The sequence below is a fragment of the Parafrankia sp. Ea1.12 genome (assembly GCF_900465275.1).
GTDB classification, from domain to species: domain Bacteria; phylum Actinomycetota; class Actinomycetes; order Frankiales; family Frankiaceae; genus Parafrankia; species Parafrankia soli.
In genome coordinates, this window is sequence record NZ_UBIZ01000459.1 from 34,516 (window position 1) to 56,285 (window position 21,770).

Consider the following 21,770-nt stretch of genomic DNA (forward strand, 5'->3'; position numbering starts at 1 on the left):
GACGAGCTAGTCGAGCAGGTCGGGCTGTTCCTCGACGATGATCTCGTAGAGGGCCTCGAAGGACCAGCGGGCGCCCTCGTCACCTCGTGCCTGGCTGGCGGTGGCGCTGGCGATCTCGTGGTCCAGGAGCCGCAGCGTCCCGGCCGCCGCCGCGACGAGCTGGGTCCGCGCCGCCCGCTCCGCGGCGATGTACCAGTACGCCGCCGCCTCGACGCTGGTGCCGACGGTGAGCAGGCCGTGGTTGCGCAGGATCGCCAGCTTGTGCGGGCCGAGCGCGGCGGCGATCTTGCGGCCCTCCTCCTCGTCCAGCACGACCCCGTTGTACTCGTCGAAGATCACGTGATCCTCGTAGAACGCGAGGGAGTCCTGGGAGATCGGATGCAGCGGCTCGCCGATCGCGGCGAGCGCCCGGCCGTACAGCGCGTGGGTGTGCGCGGCGCCGACGACATCCGGTCGGGCGGCGTGGATCTGCGAATGGATGGTGAACGCCGCCCTGTTCAGCGGCGGCTTACCCTCGACGATCTCCCCTTTGTCGTCGACCAGCAGCAGGTTGGAGACCTTGATCCTGCCGAAGTCGAGGCCGAGCCGGTTGACCCAGAAATGGTCGGTCAGCTCGGGGTCGCGGGCGCTGATGTGGCCGGCCAGTCCCTCTGCGATGCCGAGCTTGGCGAAGAGCCGGTAGGCGGCGGCGAGTTTGCGCTTGCGGTGCAGCCGCTCCTCCTCGACCGTCCGGACCGGCACCGGCCGAGGCCACTGCCCGCCCTCGGCCGGCGCGACCAGCCCGGCCCACGGGCTCGTCCGCTCACCGTCGGACGTTGCCGGGGCCACCGTTGCCGGGGCCACCGTTGCCGGGGCCACGTCCGGCGTCGGCGCCGGCGGGATCGCCGGTGCCGGGGTGTCATGGGTGGAAAGTGTCATGTCTGGGGTTGTCCTTCCTCATCGGGCCTCAGCCTCATCGGGCCTCAGCGAGGACCGGCGGCGGGCAGACCGAGCGCCGTCCGGCCGGCCGTCGCGTAGACGACGTCGTCCTGCGGGGTGTGAACGCGGCTGCACAGCACGTCGCGCAGGTGGCGCTCCAGCGGATTGGCCCTGGTCAGCCCCGGGTTGCCGATCAGAGCGACGGCGTCCGTGACGGTCTTGACCGCGGCGGCCGTCACCGCGGTCTTCACCCCGTTGACCTGCGCCGCGACGTCCGGGTCGGCCGCGTCGGAACGCTGCGCGAACGCCCGGACGAGGCCGCGGGCGTTCGCCAGCGCCACCTCGATCTCGCCGACGGCGCTCTGGAACCGGGGCAGGCTCGACAGCGGCGCGCCCAGGTTCGTCGGGGTGCGTTCGTGCAGGTAGCCGACCAGCCAGTCGCGCGCGGCCTCGGCCACCCCCAGATAGATCGAGGCGATCGCCAGCGCGTTCCAGGCCGCCGCGGCCGGAACGAACGGAAGAGGCACCTCCCCGGCCGGCAGCCCGACGGCCGCGTCGGGGCCCACCCGCACCCGGTCGAACACCACGTCGTGGCTCTCGGTGGCCCGCATGCCCAGGTGGTCCCAGGTCCGCACGATCGTGATGCCGGGCGTGTCGGCCGGGACCAGGAACGAGCCGACCCGGGCCGCTCCCGAGGACGGCGGCCGCGGGTCGGTGGCGGGGTCGGTGGCCGCCCAGACCAGCATCCAGCGCAGCACCGGCGCGCCCGTCGAGTAGGTCTTGCGGCCGGTGATCTCCCAGCCGTCGCCGGTCCAGCGGGCGGTGGTGGCCGGCACCCCGCCGCGGGCGGGCGTGCCGAGGTCCGGTTCCACCCGCAGCGCGTTGATCAGCGCACCCTCGTCCAGGCAGCTGGCCACCACCCGTTCGTAGGTCCCCGCCGGCCAGCCGGGGGGATCGCCGACATGCGCGTGGAACAGCAGGTTCATCGCCAGGACGAGGGCGGTGGCCGGTTCACCCCGGGCCACCGCGCCCAGCACCTCGGTCACTGTGGCCAGCCCGGCCCCGGCCCCGCCGTACCGGCTCGGGACGGTCAGCGAGAGCAGCCCGGCGGCGTGCAGCGCCCGGATGTTCGCGACCGGGAAGGTGCCCGTCCGGTCGTGCTCGGCGGCGGTGGCCGCGAACTGGGCGGTGAGCTCGGGCAACAGATCCAGCCGGGGCTGGGGTCGCGGCTGCGGCTGCGGGCGTGCCAGCCCGGGGTCGGTCGCCGACCGCGCGGTCGGATCGGCCATACGGAACCTCCCGATGAACAGGCGCCGGGAACGCCCGGCGCGGGCGGTGGACACGGGGGACACGGGCCGGACCTTCACGGGAAGCCTGCCCGGCGGGCGCCGCCGCGGCTACCGGGCGCGGCTACCGGGCTCGGCCGCGGCTACTGACCGACGAGGGGCCGGACCGCCGCGAGAACGGCCGCGGACTCGGTGCGCACCATCCAGTCGGGATGGACGTCGGCGAACCGGACAGTCCGGTCGCGGTCGATGACGACGACCGTCGGGTACGGCAGCACCCAGTCCCCGGTGCCGAGAATCGCACCGAGATCCACGCCTCTGCCCCGGGACTCGTCGCGTGCCGCCTCCGCCGGCGCGAACCCGATACCGAACGAGTCGATCAGAACCCGGTCGGGGTCGCTGGCGACCAGGAACTCGGAACCGTGCCGCTCCTTGATCGCCGCCAGCCTCTCGGCGATCTGGGGGCTGACGATGACGAGGTGCGCATCCAGCTCGCGCAGGGCCGGCGCGAGGGTGAGCTGGTAGCCGCGCAGAACCCTGTTGCACGCGGGGCAGCCCTCGAACCGGAAGAAGACGAGCACCACCGGCCCGTCGGCCAGCAGGTCGTCGAGGACGACGGAGCCGCCACCGACCTCGGCCAGCGCGAAGGGTGGCACCACGTCGCCCGGTCTGACGAAGCGCTCGCGGTCCGCGTTCTCCTCGAGGGACCGCCGCAGGTCGGCGTGGGCCCGGAGCTGTTCCGGCGCCCATTCCTCGTCCCGGGTGGCCTGCAGCTCGTCCAGGAAACCCTGGACGGTCACCGGCACCGTTCCGGTCTGGCTCATCTGGAGGCTCTCCTTCTTCAGGGCTTTACGCCGTCGCCGCTTTACGCCGTCGCCGGTACGGGTTGCCGGGATTCGGTTCGCCCGGCGGCCGCCGCGGCGAGGTCGCGTCGGCGCACCTCGTCCCGGACCAGCGGAATGAGCTGCCGGCCGTAGTCCACCGCGTCGTCATAGGGGTCGTAACCGCGGATGAGCAGCGTGCTGACGCCGATGTCGACGTAGTCCAGCAGGGCCTGCGCCACCGTTTCGGGCGTGCCGACCAGCGCCGTAGAGTTGCCGCCGGCTCCCGTCGCGGCCGCCAGCGCCGTCCACAGGGCACGGTCGTGCCGCTCGCCGCGGGACGCCGCCGCCAGCTGCCGGGTGGAACCCACCGACGCCTGGCCACCCAGTGGCCGCCAGCCGCGCAGGGGCGCGCCGGCGGTGATCCGCTGCCTGGTCGCCGCGAGGATGCGCTCGGCCCGCTCCCACGCCAGCTCCTCGGTGGGCCCGAGGATCGGTCGGAAGGAGACGCTGATCCGCGGCGGCGTGGCCCGCCCGGCCGCGGCGGCCGCCGCGTTGACCTGCGCGATCTCCTCCGCGATCGCCTCCAGCGGCTGGGCGAACAGCGCGTAGACGTCCGCCTCCGCGCCGCCGACCCGGTAGGCCTCCGGGGACGACCCGCCGAAGTACAGCGGGATGTGCGGCTGCTGCACGGGCCGGACGTGACTCAGGTAGTCCTCGAAGCGGTAGAACCTGCCCTCGAAGGAGAACGGCTCGGCCGAGGTCCACGCCGCCTTCAGGATCCGCAGGTACTCGCCGCTGCGTGCGTAACGGTCCTCCTTGAGGAGGTAGTCGCCGTCCCGGCGCTGCTCCCCGTCGCTGCCCCCCGTGATGGTGTGCAGCGCTATCCGGCCGCCGGTGAACTGGTCCAGCGTGGCAAAGGTGCGGGCCGCCACGGTGGGAGACACGAAACCGGGCCGGTGGGCCACCAGGAAGCCCAACCGCTCGGTGTGCGCCGCGGCGTAGGCGGCGACATGTGTTCCGTCCGGCGAGCCCGAGGAGTAGCCGATCAGCACCCGGTCGAAGTCCGCGTCCTCGTGGGCCCGGGCGAACCGGCGGACATACCGGTGATCGATCAGCGGCCCACCCCCGTCCCGGATCTCCGACTGCTCCGTGGTGCTGATCAGACCGATGAACTCGACCGGCATGTCATCTCCCTCAGTAGTTCTGCCCGGCCGGGACCGGATTCCCGACCGGCCGGGACCGGGTTGGCGGATTGACGGACCGACGACCGCGGGTCGGGCTCCTGCCGTGCCGACGGCGCGCGCCGGAGGAGTGGCGGGTCCACGGCCACTCCGGCGGCGTCTCGCGGCCCACCGCGCCGCCCGTCGGCGGGGAATGCGGGCCGAGCCGCCAGCACCTCAGCCGGCCGAAGGGCAGGAGAGGACGCGAAAATCCGCTGTGGGCGCGGGGAATTCGGCAAAACCAAAAAGTGATTTCCGCGTCGAACGGGGTGGGTCGGCCAGCGGAATATCAGGTTCCGCGACAGCGGCCGGACCGCACCCGCGCGAAGTCCACGCACCGACGGCGGGTCAGCGCGGGGCGGACGTACATGCAGCAACGGTGCGGCAGACCTCGGCAATTGTCAAGTTTTCCGGTGTAGATAGCGGTGAAAGGGTGGATCGCCCGGCCGGCCGCGTGATCGATCCGGGGGCGTCGCCGTTCCGGCGCCTTGGGTATGTGATGAGGATCACTTTAAATCCGCACTTGACCGATCGACAAACTTTGGTCATGTTGGGTCCGTGTTGAGGACTGCGTACCTGGTCACGCGACAGCACATCGACCTGCTGCGAGTGACCTCCGCGAGCTGTCCGGACCGCCGCGGCGGGCTCTGACGCCCAGCGTCCGGGCCTGGACGGCCCGGCGGACGACAGGTCCGTGGTGGCCACGCCGACCTGGCGCGGTCACCGGGCCGCGGCGCCCTCGCGCGCCGACCTCAAGAAGCTACCCGGCGCCCATGATCTGAGCGCGTCTGGCGTAGCTGGTCCGCCTGGTCAGCCTGGCACGTCTGCTCCGCGGAACGGCTGATCCGTGGCGCGCCCGGTAAAGGCGTCGGTCGCCGAGCCCCGAAGGGTCACCCGTGCTCGGCGTGCGCACCCCGCTCCACCGACCGTGGTGCTGCCGCCCACCACCGGATCCCGGCGGGCAGGTGGTGCCCCGTCCACCGCCGACGAGAGCTGACGGACGGGCCGTCCGCACGGAAACGTCCGCACGGAAACGTTCGCCGCCCCGGTGTTCCGGCCGGCGGCGGTCCCCGAACTGCGCCGCGTGGGCGGAGCGGCGGGGCATTGGACAGATGACAGGGAGCACGAGTGGATCTCCGACTTTCCGGCCGACGGGCGATCGTCACCGGCGGCAGCCGCGGTATCGGGCGGGCGATCGCCCGAGCACTGCTTGCCGAGGGTGTGCAGGTCGTCATCGCCGCCCGTGACGCCGACGTGCTGAAAGCGGCCGCGGCCGACCTGACGGCCGCGACCGGCGGGACGGTGCTGCCGGTGGTCGCCGACACCGGCAGCGACACGTCCGTCCAGGAGCTGGTCGAGACCACCGTCAGCGAGCTCGGCGGCGTCGACATCCTCGTCAACAACGCGGCCAGACCCGGGGGCGCCGGCGGTCCCGGCGGCGCGCGGGCGCTGTCCACCGCGGACGTCGCCGCCGACTTCAACGTCAAGGTGCTCGGTTACCTGCGCACCGCCCAGGCGGTCGCCCCGCACTTCATCGCCCAGGACTGGGGACGGATCATCAACATCGGCGGGCTGGCGGCCCGTCAGGTCGGCCTCGCCTCCGGCTCCATCCGCAACGTCGGTGTCGCCGCCCTCACCAAGACCCTCGCCGACGAGCTCGGGGCACACGGCGTCACGGTGAACGTGGTGCATCCCGGACTGACCCTCACCGGTGACCATGGCGGCACGGTCGTCGTCCCCGACGAGTACCTCCAGGCCGCCGCCGCCCGCATCTCGATCGGGCGAGCCGTCACCGCCGACGAGGTGGCCTCGGTCGTGGCCTTCCTCGCGTCCCCGCTCGCGGTCGCGATCACCGGCGAGTCGATCGCCGCCGGCGGCGGCACCCAGGGCCCCATCCACTACTGACATCCGCTGCTGACCGGCAGCACCCGACCCGGCAGCACCCGACCGAAGGGACACCCAGTGACCACTGTCGTCGAACCGCCCGTCCGCTCGTCGTTGGCCGTCCAACCGCTGCAACCGACGATCGGAGCGGAGATCAGCGGCGTCGACCTCCGGGAGCCGCTCACGCCCGAGGTACGCGACGAGATCAAGGCGACCCTGCTGAAGTACAAGGTCGTCTTCTTCCGGGACCAGGAGCTGACCCAGGAGCAGCACGAAGCCTTCGCCCGGCAGTTCGGCCCCCTCTACACCCATCCGGGTGCCGCCAGGCCCGACTCCGGCGCCGCCCCGGCGATTCACCGGATCGCCAGCGAGGACTTCAAGAAGTACGAGAAGGCACATGTCCCGCAGGCCGGTGACGACACGTGGGACCCCTACCACACCGACACGAGCTGGCGGCTCGTCCCGACCTGGGGAGCGGTGCTGCGGGCGGTCCACCTGCCCGAGGTCGGCGGCGACACCGTCTGGGTCGACGCCGCGCTCGCCTACCAGGGCCTGTCCGACGACGTGAAGGCCCGGCTCGAGGGCCAGCACGTCGCCCACGACTACCGTGCCGCGCTGCACCAGTCCGGACACGACTATCCGGTGGTCGCCCATCCGGTCGTCCGCGTGCACCGGGAAACCGGCGAGAAAATCGCCTGGGTGAACTTCACGCAGCGGCCGACCATCCTCGGGCTCGACCGTGCCGAGAGCAGGGAACTGCTGACGGCGGTCATCGACCAGTACCGCAAGCCGGCGAACCAGGTGCGGTTCTCGTGGCGACCGGGCTCGGTCGCGTTCTGGGACAACCGTGCCACCGTCCACTACGCGGTCCGCAACTATGGAACGTTCCCGCGCCTTCTGGAAAGGATCCTCATCGCCGACGAGACGCTCTACGCCGACCTGTAGGAAGACCCTGCCGCACCGGTTCGACCTGATGACCTGATGCCGCCGGCGCGACACCCGGTCGATGCCCCACTTCGGACCTGGCGGGTCGGGGGGAAGTCCTCGGCCCGCCTCCGGACCGACCTGCATGCGTGGTGGCCAGCCAGCCATGGAGCGCGAAGACTCCGGACGCGTCGACGCGCGGGAGACGGATGCAGGGCCGCGGCGCTGGTGGATCCTGGGGGCTCTCTGCCTCGGCCTGGTCGTCGTCGAGGTCGACGCGAGCATTCTCAACGTCGCGATCCCGTCCATCGCGGCTGACCTTGACGCCGATCCGGCCGACATGGCGTGGATCGTCGACTCCTTCGTCCTCTCCTTCGCAAGCTTCATGCTCGTCGCCGGACGCCTGGGCGACCGTTTTGGGCACAAAAAGATACTCGAGGCGGGACTCCTGCTGTTCTCCCTGGCCTCCTTCGCCGCCACCTTCGCGGACTCACCCGCGGGCCTGGTCGCATGTCGCTCGGTCCTCGGTATCGGCGCCGCGGCTGTCCTGCCGACATCGAGAGCGCTGGTCATGGCGGCGTTCCCCTCCGCCGAGCACCCCAGAGCCCTGGGGTACTGGACCGCGGCAATAGGAGTGAGCTTACCGCTGGGACCTTTGCTCGGCGGGCTGCTCCTCGACCATTTCTGGTGGGGTTCCGTCTTTCTCGTGGGCGGGCCCGCCTCGCTGCTGGCCGGTGTCATCAACGCGGTGGTGCTCGGGCGTCAGAGGGCTGGTGGGGGCAAAGGCGGATGGGATCCGCCTGGGATTGCCCTGTCCGCGTTCGGAACAGCGGCATTGATATTCGGCATCATCGAGGGCCCTCGCCTGGGGTGGCTCTCCGCCACGATTCTGGCATGCCATGGCTCCGCCCTGGTGGCGCTGGCCGCCTTCTTCGCCTGGGAACGTCATGCGACGCACCCGGTGGTCGGACCGGAACTGCTGCGGGTGCGATCGTTCACCGTGGGCTCGATGGTCGCCGCACTCTCGCTGTTCGTGTTCAACGGGCTCCTCTTCGTGCTCACCCGGTACCTCCAGATCCTCGAGGGATACAGCCCTCTCCAGTCCGGTCTCCGAGTGATCCCGCTGGGAGCGGGATTCATGCTTGGCAGCGTCTCGTCACGCCGTGCGGCCCTGCGAATCGGTCAACGTGGCACGCTGGCCATCGGGTTCGCGGCGGTGGGATCGGCCCTCCTGGTACTCCTGCTCGGTACCTGGTCCGACGGTTATCTCGTCACGGGTGTCGGTGTTCTGATCGTCGGCTGGGGAACCGGGCTGACAATGGCCTGCGCCGTCCATCTGGCACTGAGCGAGGTTCCGGCGTCCACAGCGGGCGCCGCCGGAGCCTTCAGTAACTCGGTAAGGCAGTTGGGGGCGGCACTCGGCGTCGCAGTCCTCGGCGCCGCACTCGGGACGTCCGCGGGTAGAAGTGGCGCGCAGAACCCTTCTTCCTCTGATCCTGTCAGCAATACCGCTGGAAGCGTCGTAGCGGACATTGCGACCGCTCGTCCGGGCCTTGGCATGGAAAACGGGTTCAGGCTCGCCTTCGCCCTGGCGGCGATCGTGAGTTGCCTGGGCATCGCGGTTGTCGCCGCGGCTCTCAGGAAAGCTCGATCAGCCTGACGGGGGAGCGGCGTGGTCGACGTCGATGCCACGCTCGGCGAGCAGCGCCTCGACGTCCCGGCTGGGCAGCGTGAGCCGCAGACGACGGCGCGCCCGCCAGGGCGGCCACCTCCGGCGGAACCGGGGCCCGACGAACTCCGACACCGGTGCGACTGGACGAAGGCGGTAGCGCGTCCTCTGATCAGGCGGCGCGCCGACGGGGCCGCGCAGCCCACGCGACAGCCCTCGTCCCCGCGTGCGCGGGCTGCTGTTGATCGATCCGGGTCGACCTGGGATCGGGCGTCCCGCGCACGATCGTTCCTTCGCGCCGAGGCGCGTGCGGCCGTGCCGGCCAGCCCGCATCCACCGTTCATCGAGGGCCCATCGGCAACCTAACAAAGTACTGGGAAAAAGCTACCAAAGCTTGTGTCGTCGACTCGCGCGATACATGATCGGCCGCCTATGGCACATTCGTCCCGTCTTCACACCGGAACACGCCGATCATCCCCATCAACAAACAAGTCGACGGAGTGCGGTCTTGGAACTGGACGTCAGCGGTCTGCAGGTCACTTACGCGGGGGTCATTCGAGCCCTGCGGGGGGTTGACCTGCGTGTAGGGGCCGACGAGATCGTCGCTGTCCTCGGCAGCAACGGGGCAGGCAAGACCACACTGCTCCGCGCCGTCACCGGCTCGTTGAAACGCCACCGGGCCAAGGTTGACAAAGGGCAAGTGACATTCGGTGGGCGGCCCCTGGTGGGTGTGGACCCGGTCGACGTCGTCAACCGCGGCGTCGTTCTCGTGCCGGAGGGACGCCGCGTGTTCGGACGGCTGTCCGTGGAGGAGAACCTCAGGGCGGGCGCGATATCCGTCCGCGACCGCGCCGCCAGGGCCGAAGCCCGGAACAAGGTCTACGCAATGTTCCCCCGGCTCGCCGAGCGCCGCGGACAACGCGCCGCGCTGCTCTCCGGCGGCGAACAGCAGATGCTGGCCATAGGCCGGGCTTTGATGTCGAGCCCTCGGTTGCTGCTGCTGGACGAACCGTCGCTCGGTCTCGCGCCGCAGATCGTGGCGCACATCGGAGAGGTCCTGAAAGAGATCAACCGAGCGGGCACGTCGGTCATGCTCGTCGAGCAGAACGCGGCGATGGCACTCGGCGTCGCCGACCGCGGTTACGTCCTCGAGCTCGGCAGGGTGGAACTGTCCGGGCCGGCCGCCCAGCTGGCCGCGTCCGACAGCATCGCCTCCCTGTACCTCGGCCGGGGACCCGGCGACGACGTGAGCCGACGCGGGGCGGGCGACACCCCTGGCGGCCCGGACGGCCTGGACGGCCCGGGCGGGGGCCCTGGCGGTCTCGGCGGTGGCCGTGGGGGTTCCGCGAGCCCCGTCCCGGCGGCGACGTTGAGTCGTTGGGTCCCGCCCGAGAAGGGCCGCTTCGGCCTGCTGGGCGGCGCCGGTGCCGCGACCGGGGGCAGGTAGGCCGTGCCGATTCCGACGAGGCCCGGCCGCGGTGCCGGCGCTGCCCGGACCGTCCGTGGCGAAGCCGCAGCGCTCGACGTCGAGGCCGTGACCGTGCGGTTCGGGGCCCTCACCGCGCTGTCCGAGGTGTCGCTGCGGGCCGAGCCCGGAACGGTGCACGCCGTGATCGGGCCGAACGGCGCGGGGAAGTCGACGTTGTTCAATGTCATCTCCGGCGTGTACAGCGCCTCGGCCGGCAGCGTCCGACTCGGTGGGACGACGTTGACCGGGCTGCGGCCACACCGGATCACCGCGCTCGGCGTGGGCCGGGCGTTCCAGAACATGGCGGCCTCGCCCAACGAGTCGGTCGAGGAGAACATCATGCTCGGCCGGCACCTGCTGACCCGGTCAGGCTTCGTCAGCGCCGGGCTGAAACTGCCGTGGGCGGTCCGGGAGGAACGGCTGCACCGTGCGCGGGTTGTCGAGATCGCCGAGTTCGTCGGCCTCGGCCACGTCCTCCACCTGCCGCTGGGAACCCTTTCCTACGGCGACCGTAAACGGGTCGAGGTCGCCCGCGCGCTGACGACCGAGCCGCGGGTGCTGCTGCTCGACGAACCGGTCGCCGGAATGAACGCCGAGGAGACCAGGCGAATGTCGGAGATCGTGCTGGCGGTTCGCGAGTCGCTGGGCATCACGGTTCTGCTCGTCGAGCACGACATGTCCATGATCATGTCCGTTGCCGACCGGATCAGCGTGCTCGATTTCGGCCGGCTGATCGCCGACGGCACGCCCGCGCAGATTCAGAACGACCCCGCGGTCATCGCCGCCTACCTCGGCACCACAGCCGGCACCGACACCGGTGCGGCCTCGGTTCGCACCACGGCGAGTTCAGGCCACATATCGGCAGGACCAGCTCACACCACGGCACCATCCCAGCAGTAGCGGCGAGCGCCTCGGCCGCGTCCCCGCCCCGACCGGAGAGCCCAAGCTGTGACCACCTTTCTTTCCTTCCTGATAAACGGCCTGTCGCTCGGGTCGTTATACGCCCTGATCGCGCTCGGTTTCGTCATCATCTACAAGGCCAGCGAGATCCTGAACTTCGCACACGGCGCCTTCCTGTTGCTCGGCGCCTATGTCATCGCCCGACTGGAGCCGTCGGTCGGCTTCTTCGCCGCCGTCGCCATCGGCATCGTCGCCACCGCACTGGTCGCCTTCGTCTCCGAGCGGGTGCTGTTCTCCAGGGTGCGCAGTGCGCACATGGCATCCCTGGCGATCATGACGCTCGGCCTGGACCTGATCATCACGACCGACCTGACCAGGCGGATCGGCTCGAGCGTGCTGTCGCTCGGTCAGCCGTGGGGTGCCGGCGTCGTCCGCGTCGGCGGCGTCAGCATCAGCGAGAACCGGCTGATCGCGATCGTCGTGGCGTTCGTCCTCATCGGCCTGCTGTTCGCCGCGTTCCGCTTCACCAGCTGGGGCGTGGCGCTGCGGGCGGCGGCCGAGGACGGTGAGGCCGCCGCGCTCATGGGTATCCGGCAGGCGCGGGTCGGCGCGGTCGCCTGGATCATCGCGGGCGGCCTCGCCGCGGTGGCCGCCGTGTTCCTGACCGGCAGTCCGACGCCGGGCCTCGAACCCAACCTCCGCACGATCGCGTTCGCAGCGTTCCCGGCCGCCATCCTCGGCGGCCTCGACTCGACGACCGGGGCGCTGGCCGGCGGCCTGATCGTGGGAGTGGCCGAGTCGCTGTTCGCCGGCTACAACGCCAGCCTGACCTTCCTCGGTGGCGGTTTCAGCGTCGTCGTCCCCTACGCGGTGATGATGCTGGTGCTCGTCGCCCGGCCAGCTGGCCTGTTCGGGACGAAGGAGCTGCACCGTGTCTGACCCGACGACGCAGAGCACGCCCGCCGCCCCGCCGCCCGCCGCGCCGCCGCGCACCGCCACAGCGGCCGGTCGGGGCCGTCCGCCGGGCTTCCGCCGCCCAGCCGTGGGCAGCCTGCTGCTGATGGCACTCGTCGCGGTGCTGGCCATCCTGCCCTTCTACCTTGAGGAGTTCTGGCTGCGCACCGGCTTCGCGGTGTTCGGCGCGGCGATCGGCGCGATCGGCCTGAACATCCTGGTCGGCACCACCGGCCAGCTCTCCCTCGGGCACGCGTTCTTCCTGGCGGTCGGCGGGATCAGCTACTGCTGGCTGTCCGGCGAGTCCAACGACGCCGGCGCCCACCCGTACGTCGGTCTCGGGCTGCCGCCGCTGCTCGGCATGGTGCTCGCGGTCGGGATCTCAGGTCTGGCCGGTCTGCTCTTCAGTCCGATCGGTGCCCGGCTGAAGGGTCTCTACCTCGGTATCGCGTCGCTGGGCATGGTGTTCGTCGGCATCCACGTCTTCAACTCGGTCGACCAGGTCAGCGGCGGTCACAACGGACGCACCGTCCCCGAGTTCTCGCTGTTCGGGTTCACCTTCGACGACAGCGACCCCGAGCTTTACGTGCTCAACGTCGAGTTCGAGAAGTTCGAGCGGCTGTGGTATCTCGGCCTGGTCCTCGCGGTGGGCTGTTACCTGTTTGCCAGGGCGACGCTGAACGGACGTCCCGGCCGGGCGCTGCGCGCCGTGCGGGACAGCGAGATCGCGGCCTCGGTGAACGGCGTGAACGTCACCTCGTACCGGGCGAAGGCGTTCCTGCTCTCGTCGATGTACGCGGGCCTGTCCGGAGTGCTGTTCGCGCTGGCCATCGGCAGTGTGGCGCCCGAGTCGTTCGCGATAGAGATCTCGGTCCAGTATCTGGCGATGATCGTGCTGGGCGGGCTCGGTTCGGTGGGCGGTGCCTGCGCCGGCGCGGCGTTCGTCACCGCCCTGCCGTATGTGCTCGGGGAGTACGCCGCGTCGATTCCCGGCCTGTCCGAGCCTGGTACCGGCGGGGTGAGCTATTCTGAGGCCGCGCGTTATGCGTACGGTGCGGCCGTGATCCTGGTGATTATTTTCTGGCCCACCGGCCTGGCTGGGATAGCCCGTTCACTGAAGCTCATGAGTATGAGACGCGCGGCCAGGAACGCGCCAACCTGACCACGGGCGGATCTATTTCTCCGTAGTTTCTCGTCCCGAGACGGTCGCCTTCAACCACCTGTGCTCTGAACTGACCGGCTGAGCCGCAGCGGTCCTCCGCGCGCATTTTCCGCTCACAAATGACACGAAAGGAAACCAGGATGCGTGGCAACAGAGTCAGACACCACAGGCTGATGCGCCCGGTCGCTGCGATCGCCGTGGCCGCCGCACTCGCCGCCGCCGCGTCGTGCAGCACGAAGGCCGACGAGGAACCACCGGCGGAGAGCACGAGCGGCCCCGTCAAAACCGGTCCGGGGATCGAGGGCAATGTCATCACCTTAGGGGTGCTGACCGACTTCACCGGCCTGAACGCCGCCAGCGGGAAGGAGGTCACCGAGGGCCAGCGGATCTTCTGGGACCAGGTGAACGCCGACGGCGGCATCTGTGACCGGTTCACCGTGGAACTCGAGGTCAAGGACCACGGATACAACGTCCAGACCGCGGTCTCGCAGTACGCCGAGATCTCCGGGGACGTCCTCAGCTTCGTCCAGGTCCTCGGTTCCGGGATGGCGACGGCGCTCATCCCCGAACTTGAGAAGGACGGCCTGATCGGTATTCCGCTCGCCTGGGCCAAGAACCTCGCCGCGAGCGAGAACTACGCGGTCATCGGGCCCACCTACGACGTCGAGACCATCAACGGACTCGACTACCTGCTCAAGGAGGGGCTGATCAGTGAAGGCGGCAAGATCGGCCACATCTTCCACGACAGCGAGTACGGCAACAACGCGCTCGAAGGCAGCAAGTTCTTCGCCCAGCAGCACGGCATGACCGTCGTCGAGCAGCGGATCGGCCCGGCCGAGCCGGACATGACCTCCCGGGTCACCGCCCTCGCCGCCGAGAACGTCTCGGCGATCGTGCTCACCACCCAGCCCAGCCAGACCGCCGGCGTCGCCGCCGCGGCAGTGGGAGCAGGGCTCAACGTGCCGCTGCTCGGCAACGGCCCGACCCACATCCCGTCCCTGCTCGACACACCGGCCCGCGACGCCCTGATCGAGCACTTCTATCTCGTCGGGCCGACCGGCGGTGTCGGCCTTGAGCCCGCGGCTGACCTGCTGAAGGCGTACCAGACGAAGTTCCCGGGCGTCGAGCCGTCGAACAGCGTCGTCACCGGCTATGCCACGTCCAAGGTCATGGATCTGATCCTGGAGAAGGCCTGCGCCGACGGTGATCTCACCCCCGAGGGCGTCCTCGCCGCCAAGGCCGCCGTCAGCCCGGTCGACACCGGCGGGCTGACCGGCGAGCTGGACTTCTCCAAGCCTGGGTCGTCCCCGTCCAGGCAGGACTTCATCGCCCGTCCGAAGCCCGGTGTGCCGGGTGGCACCGAAGGCGTCGAGGCGAGTTACGAAGGACCGACAGTCGATTCCTACGTCCGTAGCTGAAGCTGAGGAATCTGACAGGGCCGCCCGGTGGGTTTGCTCGCCCACCGGGCGGTCCCGTCAACCAGGCTGCCCGCTCAACCGAGCGGCCCTGTCATGTGCGCTCCTTCCCGCTGAGCCGGCCTTCGCCATCGACGGCCGGGCCGGTTCGCGCGAGGACTCCGGGAAGGAGCGGGCCAGCGAGGGCCGGGCCGGCGCAGGGGCTTCCGGGGCACGTCGCAGTCGTGTGCAGACGGCCTGGGCGATGCTGACGAGGGTGACGTGGCGGTGCCAGCCGGTCCAGGAGCGTCCCTCGAAATGGTCCAGGCCGAGGCCGTCCCTGAGCTCGCGGTAGTCCTGCTCGATCTGCTGCCGGATCTTCGCGAGGCGGACCAGGCCGCGCAGCGGGACATCGGCGGGCAGGGTGGACAGCCAGTAGTCGCTGGGTTCTGCCACGCCCGGCGGCCATTCGGCCAGCAGCCAGCATTCCAGCGGGTTTCGGCCCGGGGCGCGGGTGGTGTTCCGGCTTGCGGGGCGGACCCGCTGGACGACGAAGCGCGAGCACATGGCCCCGGTCGGGTTGCCCGCGGCCACCGGGGCGTCGGCCCGCCAGGTCACAGACCGGCCGGCGGCATGTCCAGCGGTGGTGACCAGGGCCCGGAGATCGCGCGGCGGGTCGGGCCGGGCGGGTGAGGGCGGCCGTCCACCGGCCGGATACGGCGCGGTGACCGGCACCGCGTCGGTGGGGTAGGCGGTCGCGGTCGACGTCACCGCCAGCAGGTAGGGGACACCCCGGTCGGTCAGCCCCTGCCGGAACGCGGCGACGTCACCGTAGCTGGCGTCCGCCACGACCGGGCGCACCGGCATTCCCCACCCGCGCAGCTCGTCGACCATGTCCAGGGCCAGGCGCCACTTCTCCTGATGCCGCTGGTCGTCCGGAATCGCCGCCCGTGCCCGCCGGGCCCAGGCCGCCGCGATCTGATCCGGATCGTCCAGGGCCCTGTCGTCCCACGAGGCGGGGAGGAACAACCGCCAGTTCAGCGCCGCCGAGGCCCAGTCGGTCGCCGCGTGCACCGACACCCCGATCTGACAGTTCCCGACCCTGCCCAGAGCACAGGAGTACATCCGGGCCACCCCGGGCGACGCCGGACCGTCCTTGGGGAAACTGCTGTCGTCCACGACGAGCGCGACCGGATCCACGAACCCGACCGCCCACCGGGTCAATCGCCGACGAACCTCAGAATGGCTCCAGGTCGAGCTGGTGATGAACTGCTGCAGACACTGATGATCAATCCCGAGCCGGTCCGCCATCGGCCGCATTGACTTGCGCTTCCCGTCAAGCAGCAGGCCGCGCAGATACAGCTCGCCCTTCTCCCGCTGGTCACGTCGCCGCAGCCCACCCAGCATCTGCTCGGCAAAGGCCTCGAGTACCGGGCCGACCCGCTTCATCTCCTCCGGACCCACGGTATCGATCCCACACCGTCGAGAGCGGTTCCTGAACCCGAAGACCAACAAAAAACCAACAAAATGTTACTGCCTGGTAGGGTGGCACATGGTGGGTGGAGTGTGACCACATTTGCGCTGGGCGGGGGGCCGGTCGGAGATCCGGGTCGGGAAGCCCGCCCCATCGACGCTCGGCGGGAGAACAATCGGTCGAGTCCGGCCACATCGACTCAAGGCCCGACTTCGGCCGATGCGCGGATGAAAACAATTACGAACGAACCGCCTAAAACCCCAGGTCAACGCCGGTAACCCAGTTCTGGCACCCCGCAGGGTGATGGCGCTGGGGAATGTGATGCGCAGGCCCAGTCCGTCAGGTCAGGTCTGGTCAGGTACAGGTCCGTAGGCACTGACGGTTTCGGTCAGGACGGTCTCGAGGGGGGTCGGGGCGAGGCGGAACGTCTGCTCGGTGAGGGTGGAGTCGAGCAGGTCGGGCTGTTCCAGGGAGTACATCATCTCGATAACTTCCCGCATGACCGGGTTCACGGCTCCGGTCGCGGCGAGCTGATCGGTGGACATCGCCGTCAGGATGGGTGCGGGCGCCCCGGCGATGGTCGCGAGCCGCGTGGTCAGCTCCCGCACGGACAGTGCCGCGGTGGAGGGCACGTGCCACGCCCGTCCCCACGCAAGGTCGTCGCCGGAGAGGGCTACGGCGGCCAGGGTTCGGGCGGCGTCCCCGATGTAGGACCAGGTTTTCGGGGCGTCCAGGTCGCCGGGGAAGGCTGCCGGCTCACCGCGCAGGACGAGGGGTGCCACCGTGAAGTTGTACAGCGAACCGGCCCCGGCGCCCAGAAACGCCGAGGCCCGGACCTCGGTCACGCGGGCTCGACCCGCGCGGTGCGCCTCGAGGGCATCGGTCCACATCCGGGCCCGTACCTGGCCCTTGACGGATACCGGTGCCATCGGTAGATCTTCGGTGAAGCGGCCGTTGACGATGCCGTAGCCGTAGGTGTTGCCCATCATCACGTAGCCGGCGCCGGTGCGTTCAGCCGCGTCCAGCAGCGCCGTCGCGAGCGGCGGGAACTCGTCCGGCCACCGGTCGTACGGCGGCATCGCGGTGTTGATCAGCGTCGTAGCGCCCTCGGCGAGTCGGGTCAGCGCATCGGCGTCGGTCGCGTCGGCGGCGATCCGCTCGATCAGCGGGTGCTCGGGTCCGCCCCCGCGCCGGCTGACCAGTCGGACGCGGTCACCCTGCCGGGCCAGCAGCTCAGCGGTGGGGGCTCCGGTGCCACCGGCACCGGTGATCACGTGCAGCGCCATGGTGTTCGTCTTCCGCTCGGCGGGCCCGCACGGGTTCGCGGGTACCTGCCTCACCCTGCTGCCTGCCAGAAACATACGGTAGTGGCCTGAACGCCACGTAGCCCAAGGATCAGGCCATGCTTCGGATCGTCGTTGTCGCCGTCCCGCCAGTCACCACCCTTGATCTTTCCATCCCGGCGGCGGTGTTCCCGGCTGCGGTGGTCGACGGCCAGCCGGGCTATGAAGTCATGATCTGCACGCCCGAGCCCGGGGTCGTGCCTGGGTACATCGGGCCCAGTGTTGTGGTGGACCGGGGCCTCGACGTGATTGACAGCGCCGACACCGTGATCGTCACGGGAACCGGCGCTCGCGCCCACGCCGGCCAACGGGTCCTGGACGCGCTACGGCGGGCCGCTGACGACGGCCGTCGCATCGCCTCGATCTGCACGGGCGCCTTCGTGCTGGCCCAGGCCGGGCTGCTCGACGGTCGCCCGGCCACCACGTACTGGCAGTACTCCGACGAGATGCGCCGCCGCTTCCCGGCCGTCGACCTGCGGCCCGACGTCCTGTACGTCGACGACGGGACGATCCTGACCTCCGCCGGACTGGCCGCCGGTCTCGACCTGTGCATTCACATGATCCGGCGCGACTACGGGGCGGTGGTCGCCAACGCCGTCGCCCGAGCCGCGGTCATCGCGCCGGTCCGTCCCGGCGGCCAGGCCCAGTTCATCGAGACGCCGCTGCCACCGGAAAGCGGGACGTCGCTGGCCCAGACCCGCACCTGGGCGTCGGACCACCTCGCCGAACCGCTGACCCTCGGCCGCCTCGCCGCCCACGCCCACACCAGTACCCGTACGCTCACCCGCCGGTTCCGGGAGGAGACTGGTCTGAGCCCCTTGCAGTGGTTGCTGCACCAGCGGATCGACCGGGCTCGTGAACTCCTCGAGGCGACGGATCTGCCGATCGCCGTCGTCGCCCGGCAAAGCGGCCTGGGAACCCCCGAGTCGCTGCGCCTCCACCTCCTGCGCCGCAACGGGCTCACCCCCAGCGCCTACCGCAGCGCATTCACCCGCGTCGGACCAACCCCGACCTGACCAGCCGCGTAACGGCCAGTCACGACAACGGCTCGGTCACCGACAGTCGGACACTCCCTCGTGTTCATTCCCGCCGAGCGGCTGCTCGCCCCCGGGAGCATCGACCGCTGGGACAGCGCCGTGCGACTGTGGGATACCAGCGTCCGCGGCGCGGACGTCCAGCCCCTCATCGATGGCGATGGATCTGGCTACCGGGCTCGCCGTGATCTGACGGTTTCCCACCTCCCGGCGACGGTGATCTCAGTATCCAGTTGGATCGATGATGCCGGGACGGCCTCATCGATCGTCATAGCACGTCCGAAGCGTCGGGTTCCTGGGTTTTTTGTCTACGTAGGCGTCGCCTACCCCGAACCAGTCCAGCTGCCGTAGATAGCTCCACCGTGAGTTCCGGCCTATTTCGGCGCGCAGCTGCGCTGCGACAGATTCCGGAGCCATCACGACGGAGAACAACGATGGATACCGATAGTAACAGAATTCGATGTTTATCGTAACCCTGAGCTGCCACGTCCCGTCGGACGTCGGATTTATCTCCCCCGGCACGGAACGCAGGAAGTGGACGGACTTGTTGGTGCTTAGGACGAAGTAGCTGTAGCCGGCGCGAGCATGATCTTCCGGATGTGGGTCGACGATCCGTCCGGAGAGGAGATATGTGTTCCGCTGCTCGACGACGAGCCTCCCGCCCACCGGCACCGGCACCCCGTCGACCGCGACGTCTGTCAGATGGATGCCGAAGGGATTCGGATGTGTCTGGTCGGGGAGGGACGGAAGCTGATCATAGGTCTTCGTGCCCAACGCGACGCGTAGGAATGTGGCGGCCAGCCCGAAAAAGGTCAGGGCGATGAGCGCGACGTGGAGAGAGCGTCGCATCACGGCCGCCGTTTTCTCGCGCCTCGCCCGAACAGCGAACGCCCACCACACGGCCGCTCCGATCACCGCTACAAGCGCGGTGATCGCGACGATGAAGAGGTCGTCGGAGAGGGCGAGGAGCGAGTCGCCCTTCGCCTGCGTGACCTGCACCGCGGACCCGTGAGAGATCATGGGCGGTCCGCGGTGGGCAACCTTGGACTTTCCGCGTCCAGCGGGTCCTGAGGCGGAGCGAGATGGTTCTGGATATCAATGTGACGGAACTGGTACGCGACACCGACCTGGCGTAGAACACCCCGTCCGCAGGCGTCCTCCAGGAACGGGAAGAGCGTCAGCGGCAGTTGGCGGTCGAACGCAAGCCACGCCCGCACCACCGTGAACCAACCCCACACGGCACCCAACGTGGCGGCACAGGGTCCGGCCGCCGCAGCAATGAGGAGGCCGGCCGGAGCACCGATGACAAAGCGCGTCGACAACGCGGACCCCGACGCCAGCGCAAGCCCGAGCCCTCCCGTCACGCCCCCCATGGTTCCGCTCACCAGCGCCAGGGAGACGAAGGTGGCACGGTCGCGGGCGAACACAGCCTGCGGAGTTGCAGCGGCCAGAGGGTCGACCGGCGCGGTCTGGACACCTGCGAAAACGGCACCGAAAACACCTATCAGGACGCCTACGGCCAGTCCGCTGGCCAGCGTCACGAGGTACGTGACCCCACCGCCCACAGCCAGCATGAGCGGCAGCCGCACCGGGCTCGGCCGCCACCGCAGGCGCTGCGCCGGCGAGGAGGTCCCGACATAGGCAGCCGCCAACCACAGCAGACCCGTTGCCAGACCGGACGCGAGGCCCGCGAACATTCCGGCGGCCCTCGCCGTACTTACCGGCGAGCGGTCAAGCACGGTCATGCCGAGACCGAAAAGTGATCCGACAGTGCAACCAGCGGTCACGCCGATCGCAACACTGGTCAGTACGCGCAGCATCGAGGTGGGAACTGCCTTCGGTAGCTCCCACCAGAACAGGTCCGGCATACCGCGGCAGTTGTCCCGCAGATGCCGGGCAAGGAAGCGCAGCGAACGCTCCGCCTGCTCGGCGCGCCCGGTGTCGCGATAGGCGGCGGCCACGAATTGACTCAGCAGGTGTCGTTCGACCGCCCCGCGATCCGGGAATCTGATCTGGTCCAGCACCTCGACCAGATCAGATTCCCGGCCGCTTCCTCCAGCGTACGCCGTGCGCGCGAGCCAGATCATCAATGGCGACATGAGCGCTTGGGCGGCCGGCAGGGTCGGGTCGGAGGTCACCGCCTCAAGGAGGTGATCCCAGTGTGTCGCGCGCCCTCTTCCCTCGATGGTCCGCAGATACCTACGAACGTCGGCCGGGTCCACCGGCCGGAGTTCGACACCGGCGGCCGCGTCGAGTCCCACCGAGGGCACGCTGAAGGCGGGGCTTGTGTCGGAGGTCATGATGGCGGCCCGATACTCGTCCGTACGGGACGAAAGCACCAATGGTTGGCCGGGCAGCAGTGCATGGTTGATTGCCGCCAGCGCCCCTGGACGCACATGTTCAGGCATTTCATCCAGGCCGTCGAGAACGGGCAGTATCTTTCCGGCCTCGATGAGCTCCCGGGCCATCGTCCGGCGGGCTGGACCAACCCTCTGCATCAGATACGGATGAACGACGATGAGGCGTTCTTCGAGCCAGGCGAAAAGATCCTGGGCCGGATCCCAGGTGGACAGCGATATGAGTACGGGAACCTCTGCTCCGGGCTGCCGGGTGGCGAGCCTGTCCACCACCAGGCGAATGAGAATCGTGGTCTTCCCCGAGCCCGCGCCGCCTAGGACTACCAGCCTGCGAGTCGGGATACCGTCGAGCGCCGCCGCGAGTTCGTTCTCACCGCCGACCAGCTCGTGCGGCCCGGCGAACCAGTGGCTGGTGTCCGGTTCAGGACGTCCCGGTCCGTGCGCGACTCGGATGAGAGTCTCCCAGTCGTCGCACAGATCCAAGGGTGCGGCCGTCCACCGCACGGACAGCGTGTTCCGGTTGAGCTGAAGTCTTCGAATCTGTTCCGTCCATTCGCCGCGGACAGCGACCTCTAGGTCGTTTGCGGCGTAGTTGGGCCAGAACTGTTTTGGCCAGGCATCCCGGATCAAAAATACGAAGAAATAAAGGCAAGCGCAGCCGAGTGCGGCCGGGAACACCGTCGTCATGAAGCCGACACCGGCGGCGATGGTGAGCCCGCCGGCAACCGTGGTACAGCCCAAGGTGAGGCTTAGGGTCTGTTCCAAGTTCGGATCATGGGGTTGGCAGGGTGCGTAGCCAGAGGATGGATCCGCGCAGGTGGAGTCCTGCGGTGTAGCTTTCGGGTGTCTTGTCGTAGCGGGTGGCCAGACCCCGCCATTCCTTGATCTTGTTGATGCCGCGCTCCACGGTGTTGCGGTCTTTGTAGAGCGTGGCGTCGTGGCTGACCGGGCGGCCTCCG

General features: G+C 69.6%; 18 protein-coding genes and 1 pseudogene. 9 read left to right on the forward strand and 10 right to left on the reverse strand.

Annotation, left to right across the window (positions count from 1 at the left end):
- Positions 1-6: 6 nt before the first annotated feature.
- From FMEAI12_RS27210 to FMEAI12_RS27225, 4 genes are all read right to left on the reverse strand, one after another.
- A complete protein-coding gene (locus FMEAI12_RS27210; protein WP_112108325.1) occupies positions 7-918 on the reverse strand; it encodes a class II aldolase/adducin family protein in 912 nt (303 codons plus the stop codon).
- A 44-nt stretch (positions 919-962) separates the two neighbouring features.
- Entirely contained in the window at positions 963-2,270 is a 1,308-nt protein-coding gene (locus FMEAI12_RS27215; RefSeq protein ID WP_235014590.1) for an acyl-CoA dehydrogenase family protein, read from the reverse strand.
- Between the two features lie 77 nt (positions 2,271-2,347).
- Entirely contained in the window at positions 2,348-3,028 is a 681-nt protein-coding gene (locus FMEAI12_RS27220) for a peroxiredoxin-like family protein (protein ID WP_112108326.1), read from the reverse strand.
- A 41-nt stretch (positions 3,029-3,069) separates the two neighbouring features.
- A complete protein-coding gene (locus FMEAI12_RS27225; protein WP_112108327.1) occupies positions 3,070-4,212 on the reverse strand; it encodes an LLM class flavin-dependent oxidoreductase in 1,143 nt (380 codons plus the stop codon).
- Between the two features lie 1,164 nt (positions 4,213-5,376).
- Between FMEAI12_RS27225 and FMEAI12_RS27230 the strand changes: the two genes are divergently transcribed.
- From FMEAI12_RS27230 to FMEAI12_RS27240, 3 genes are all read left to right on the forward strand, one after another.
- Positions 5,377-6,153, forward strand: a complete 777-nt coding sequence (locus tag FMEAI12_RS27230) for an SDR family NAD(P)-dependent oxidoreductase (protein ID WP_112108328.1) — start codon at positions 5,377-5,379, stop codon at positions 6,151-6,153.
- 57 nt (positions 6,154-6,210) lie between these two features.
- The gene (locus FMEAI12_RS27235) at positions 6,211-7,077 is read left to right on the forward strand and encodes a TauD/TfdA family dioxygenase (RefSeq protein WP_112108329.1); all 867 of its coding nucleotides are present in this window, start codon (positions 6,211-6,213) and stop codon (positions 7,075-7,077) included.
- A gap of 124 nt (positions 7,078-7,201) precedes the next feature.
- Positions 7,202-8,716 (forward strand): MFS transporter, encoded by a 1,515-nt coding sequence (locus tag FMEAI12_RS27240; protein WP_235014593.1) that lies wholly within the window; start codon positions 7,202-7,204, stop codon positions 8,714-8,716.
- On the opposite strand, the gene FMEAI12_RS36740 is transcribed toward FMEAI12_RS27240, so the two are convergent.
- Positions 8,708-8,860, reverse strand: coding sequence for a hypothetical protein (locus tag FMEAI12_RS36740; protein WP_160144336.1), 153 nt, complete (start codon positions 8,858-8,860; stop codon positions 8,708-8,710). The two genes, FMEAI12_RS27240 and FMEAI12_RS36740, sit on opposite strands and share 9 nt — an antisense overlap.
- A gap of 379 nt (positions 8,861-9,239) precedes the next feature.
- On the opposite strand from FMEAI12_RS36740, the gene FMEAI12_RS27245 reads away from it, so the two are divergent.
- From FMEAI12_RS27245 to FMEAI12_RS27265, 5 genes are all read left to right on the forward strand, one after another.
- Positions 9,240-10,172 (forward strand): ABC transporter ATP-binding protein, encoded by a 933-nt coding sequence (locus FMEAI12_RS27245; RefSeq protein ID WP_368672112.1) that lies wholly within the window; start codon positions 9,240-9,242, stop codon positions 10,170-10,172.
- An 87-nt stretch (positions 10,173-10,259) separates the two neighbouring features.
- Positions 10,260-11,093, forward strand: a complete 834-nt coding sequence (locus FMEAI12_RS27250; protein ID WP_368672113.1) for an ABC transporter ATP-binding protein — start codon at positions 10,260-10,262, stop codon at positions 11,091-11,093.
- Positions 11,094-11,141: 48 nt separating this feature from the next.
- Entirely contained in the window at positions 11,142-12,032 is an 891-nt protein-coding gene (locus FMEAI12_RS27255) for a branched-chain amino acid ABC transporter permease (protein ID WP_112108332.1), read from the forward strand.
- On the forward strand, positions 12,025-13,209 hold the full coding sequence (locus tag FMEAI12_RS27260; protein ID WP_235014597.1) for a branched-chain amino acid ABC transporter permease: 1,185 nt from the start codon (positions 12,025-12,027) through the stop codon (positions 13,207-13,209). Before FMEAI12_RS27255 ends, FMEAI12_RS27260 begins: the two co-directional genes overlap by 8 nt.
- Positions 13,210-13,349: 140 nt before the next feature.
- Complete coding sequence (locus FMEAI12_RS27265) at positions 13,350-14,627, forward strand: ABC transporter substrate-binding protein (RefSeq protein ID WP_160144337.1); 1,278 nt, start codon at positions 13,350-13,352, stop codon at positions 14,625-14,627.
- A gap of 57 nt (positions 14,628-14,684) precedes the next feature.
- On the opposite strand, the gene FMEAI12_RS27270 is transcribed toward FMEAI12_RS27265, so the two are convergent.
- On the reverse strand, positions 14,685-16,052 hold the full coding sequence (locus FMEAI12_RS27270; protein ID WP_235014600.1) for an IS701 family transposase: 1,368 nt from the start codon (positions 16,050-16,052) through the stop codon (positions 14,685-14,687).
- 369 nt (positions 16,053-16,421) lie between these two features.
- Complete coding sequence (locus FMEAI12_RS27275) at positions 16,422-17,363, reverse strand: NAD-dependent epimerase/dehydratase family protein (protein WP_112108334.1); 942 nt, start codon at positions 17,361-17,363, stop codon at positions 16,422-16,424.
- Positions 17,364-17,479: 116 nt separating this feature from the next.
- Between FMEAI12_RS27275 and FMEAI12_RS27280 the strand changes: the two genes are divergently transcribed.
- Positions 17,480-18,436 carry a GlxA family transcriptional regulator gene (locus FMEAI12_RS27280; RefSeq protein WP_112108335.1) on the forward strand — a complete coding sequence of 319 codons (957 nt, stop codon included), beginning with the start codon at positions 17,480-17,482 and terminating at the stop codon, positions 18,434-18,436.
- Positions 18,437-18,712: 276 nt separating this feature from the next.
- Here the strand turns inward: FMEAI12_RS27280 and FMEAI12_RS27285 are convergent, their stop codons facing one another.
- From FMEAI12_RS27285 to FMEAI12_RS27295, 3 genes and pseudogenes are all read right to left on the reverse strand, one after another.
- A complete protein-coding gene (locus tag FMEAI12_RS27285) occupies positions 18,713-19,453 on the reverse strand; it encodes a hypothetical protein (protein ID WP_112108336.1) in 741 nt (246 codons plus the stop codon).
- 17 nt (positions 19,454-19,470) lie between these two features.
- Positions 19,471-21,576 carry an NACHT domain-containing protein gene (locus tag FMEAI12_RS27290; RefSeq protein WP_112108337.1) on the reverse strand — a complete coding sequence of 702 codons (2,106 nt, stop codon included), beginning with the start codon at positions 21,574-21,576 and terminating at the stop codon, positions 19,471-19,473.
- A gap of 7 nt (positions 21,577-21,583) precedes the next feature.
- A pseudogene (locus FMEAI12_RS27295) lies at positions 21,584-21,770 on the reverse strand (IS5/IS1182 family transposase); the annotation flags it as partial.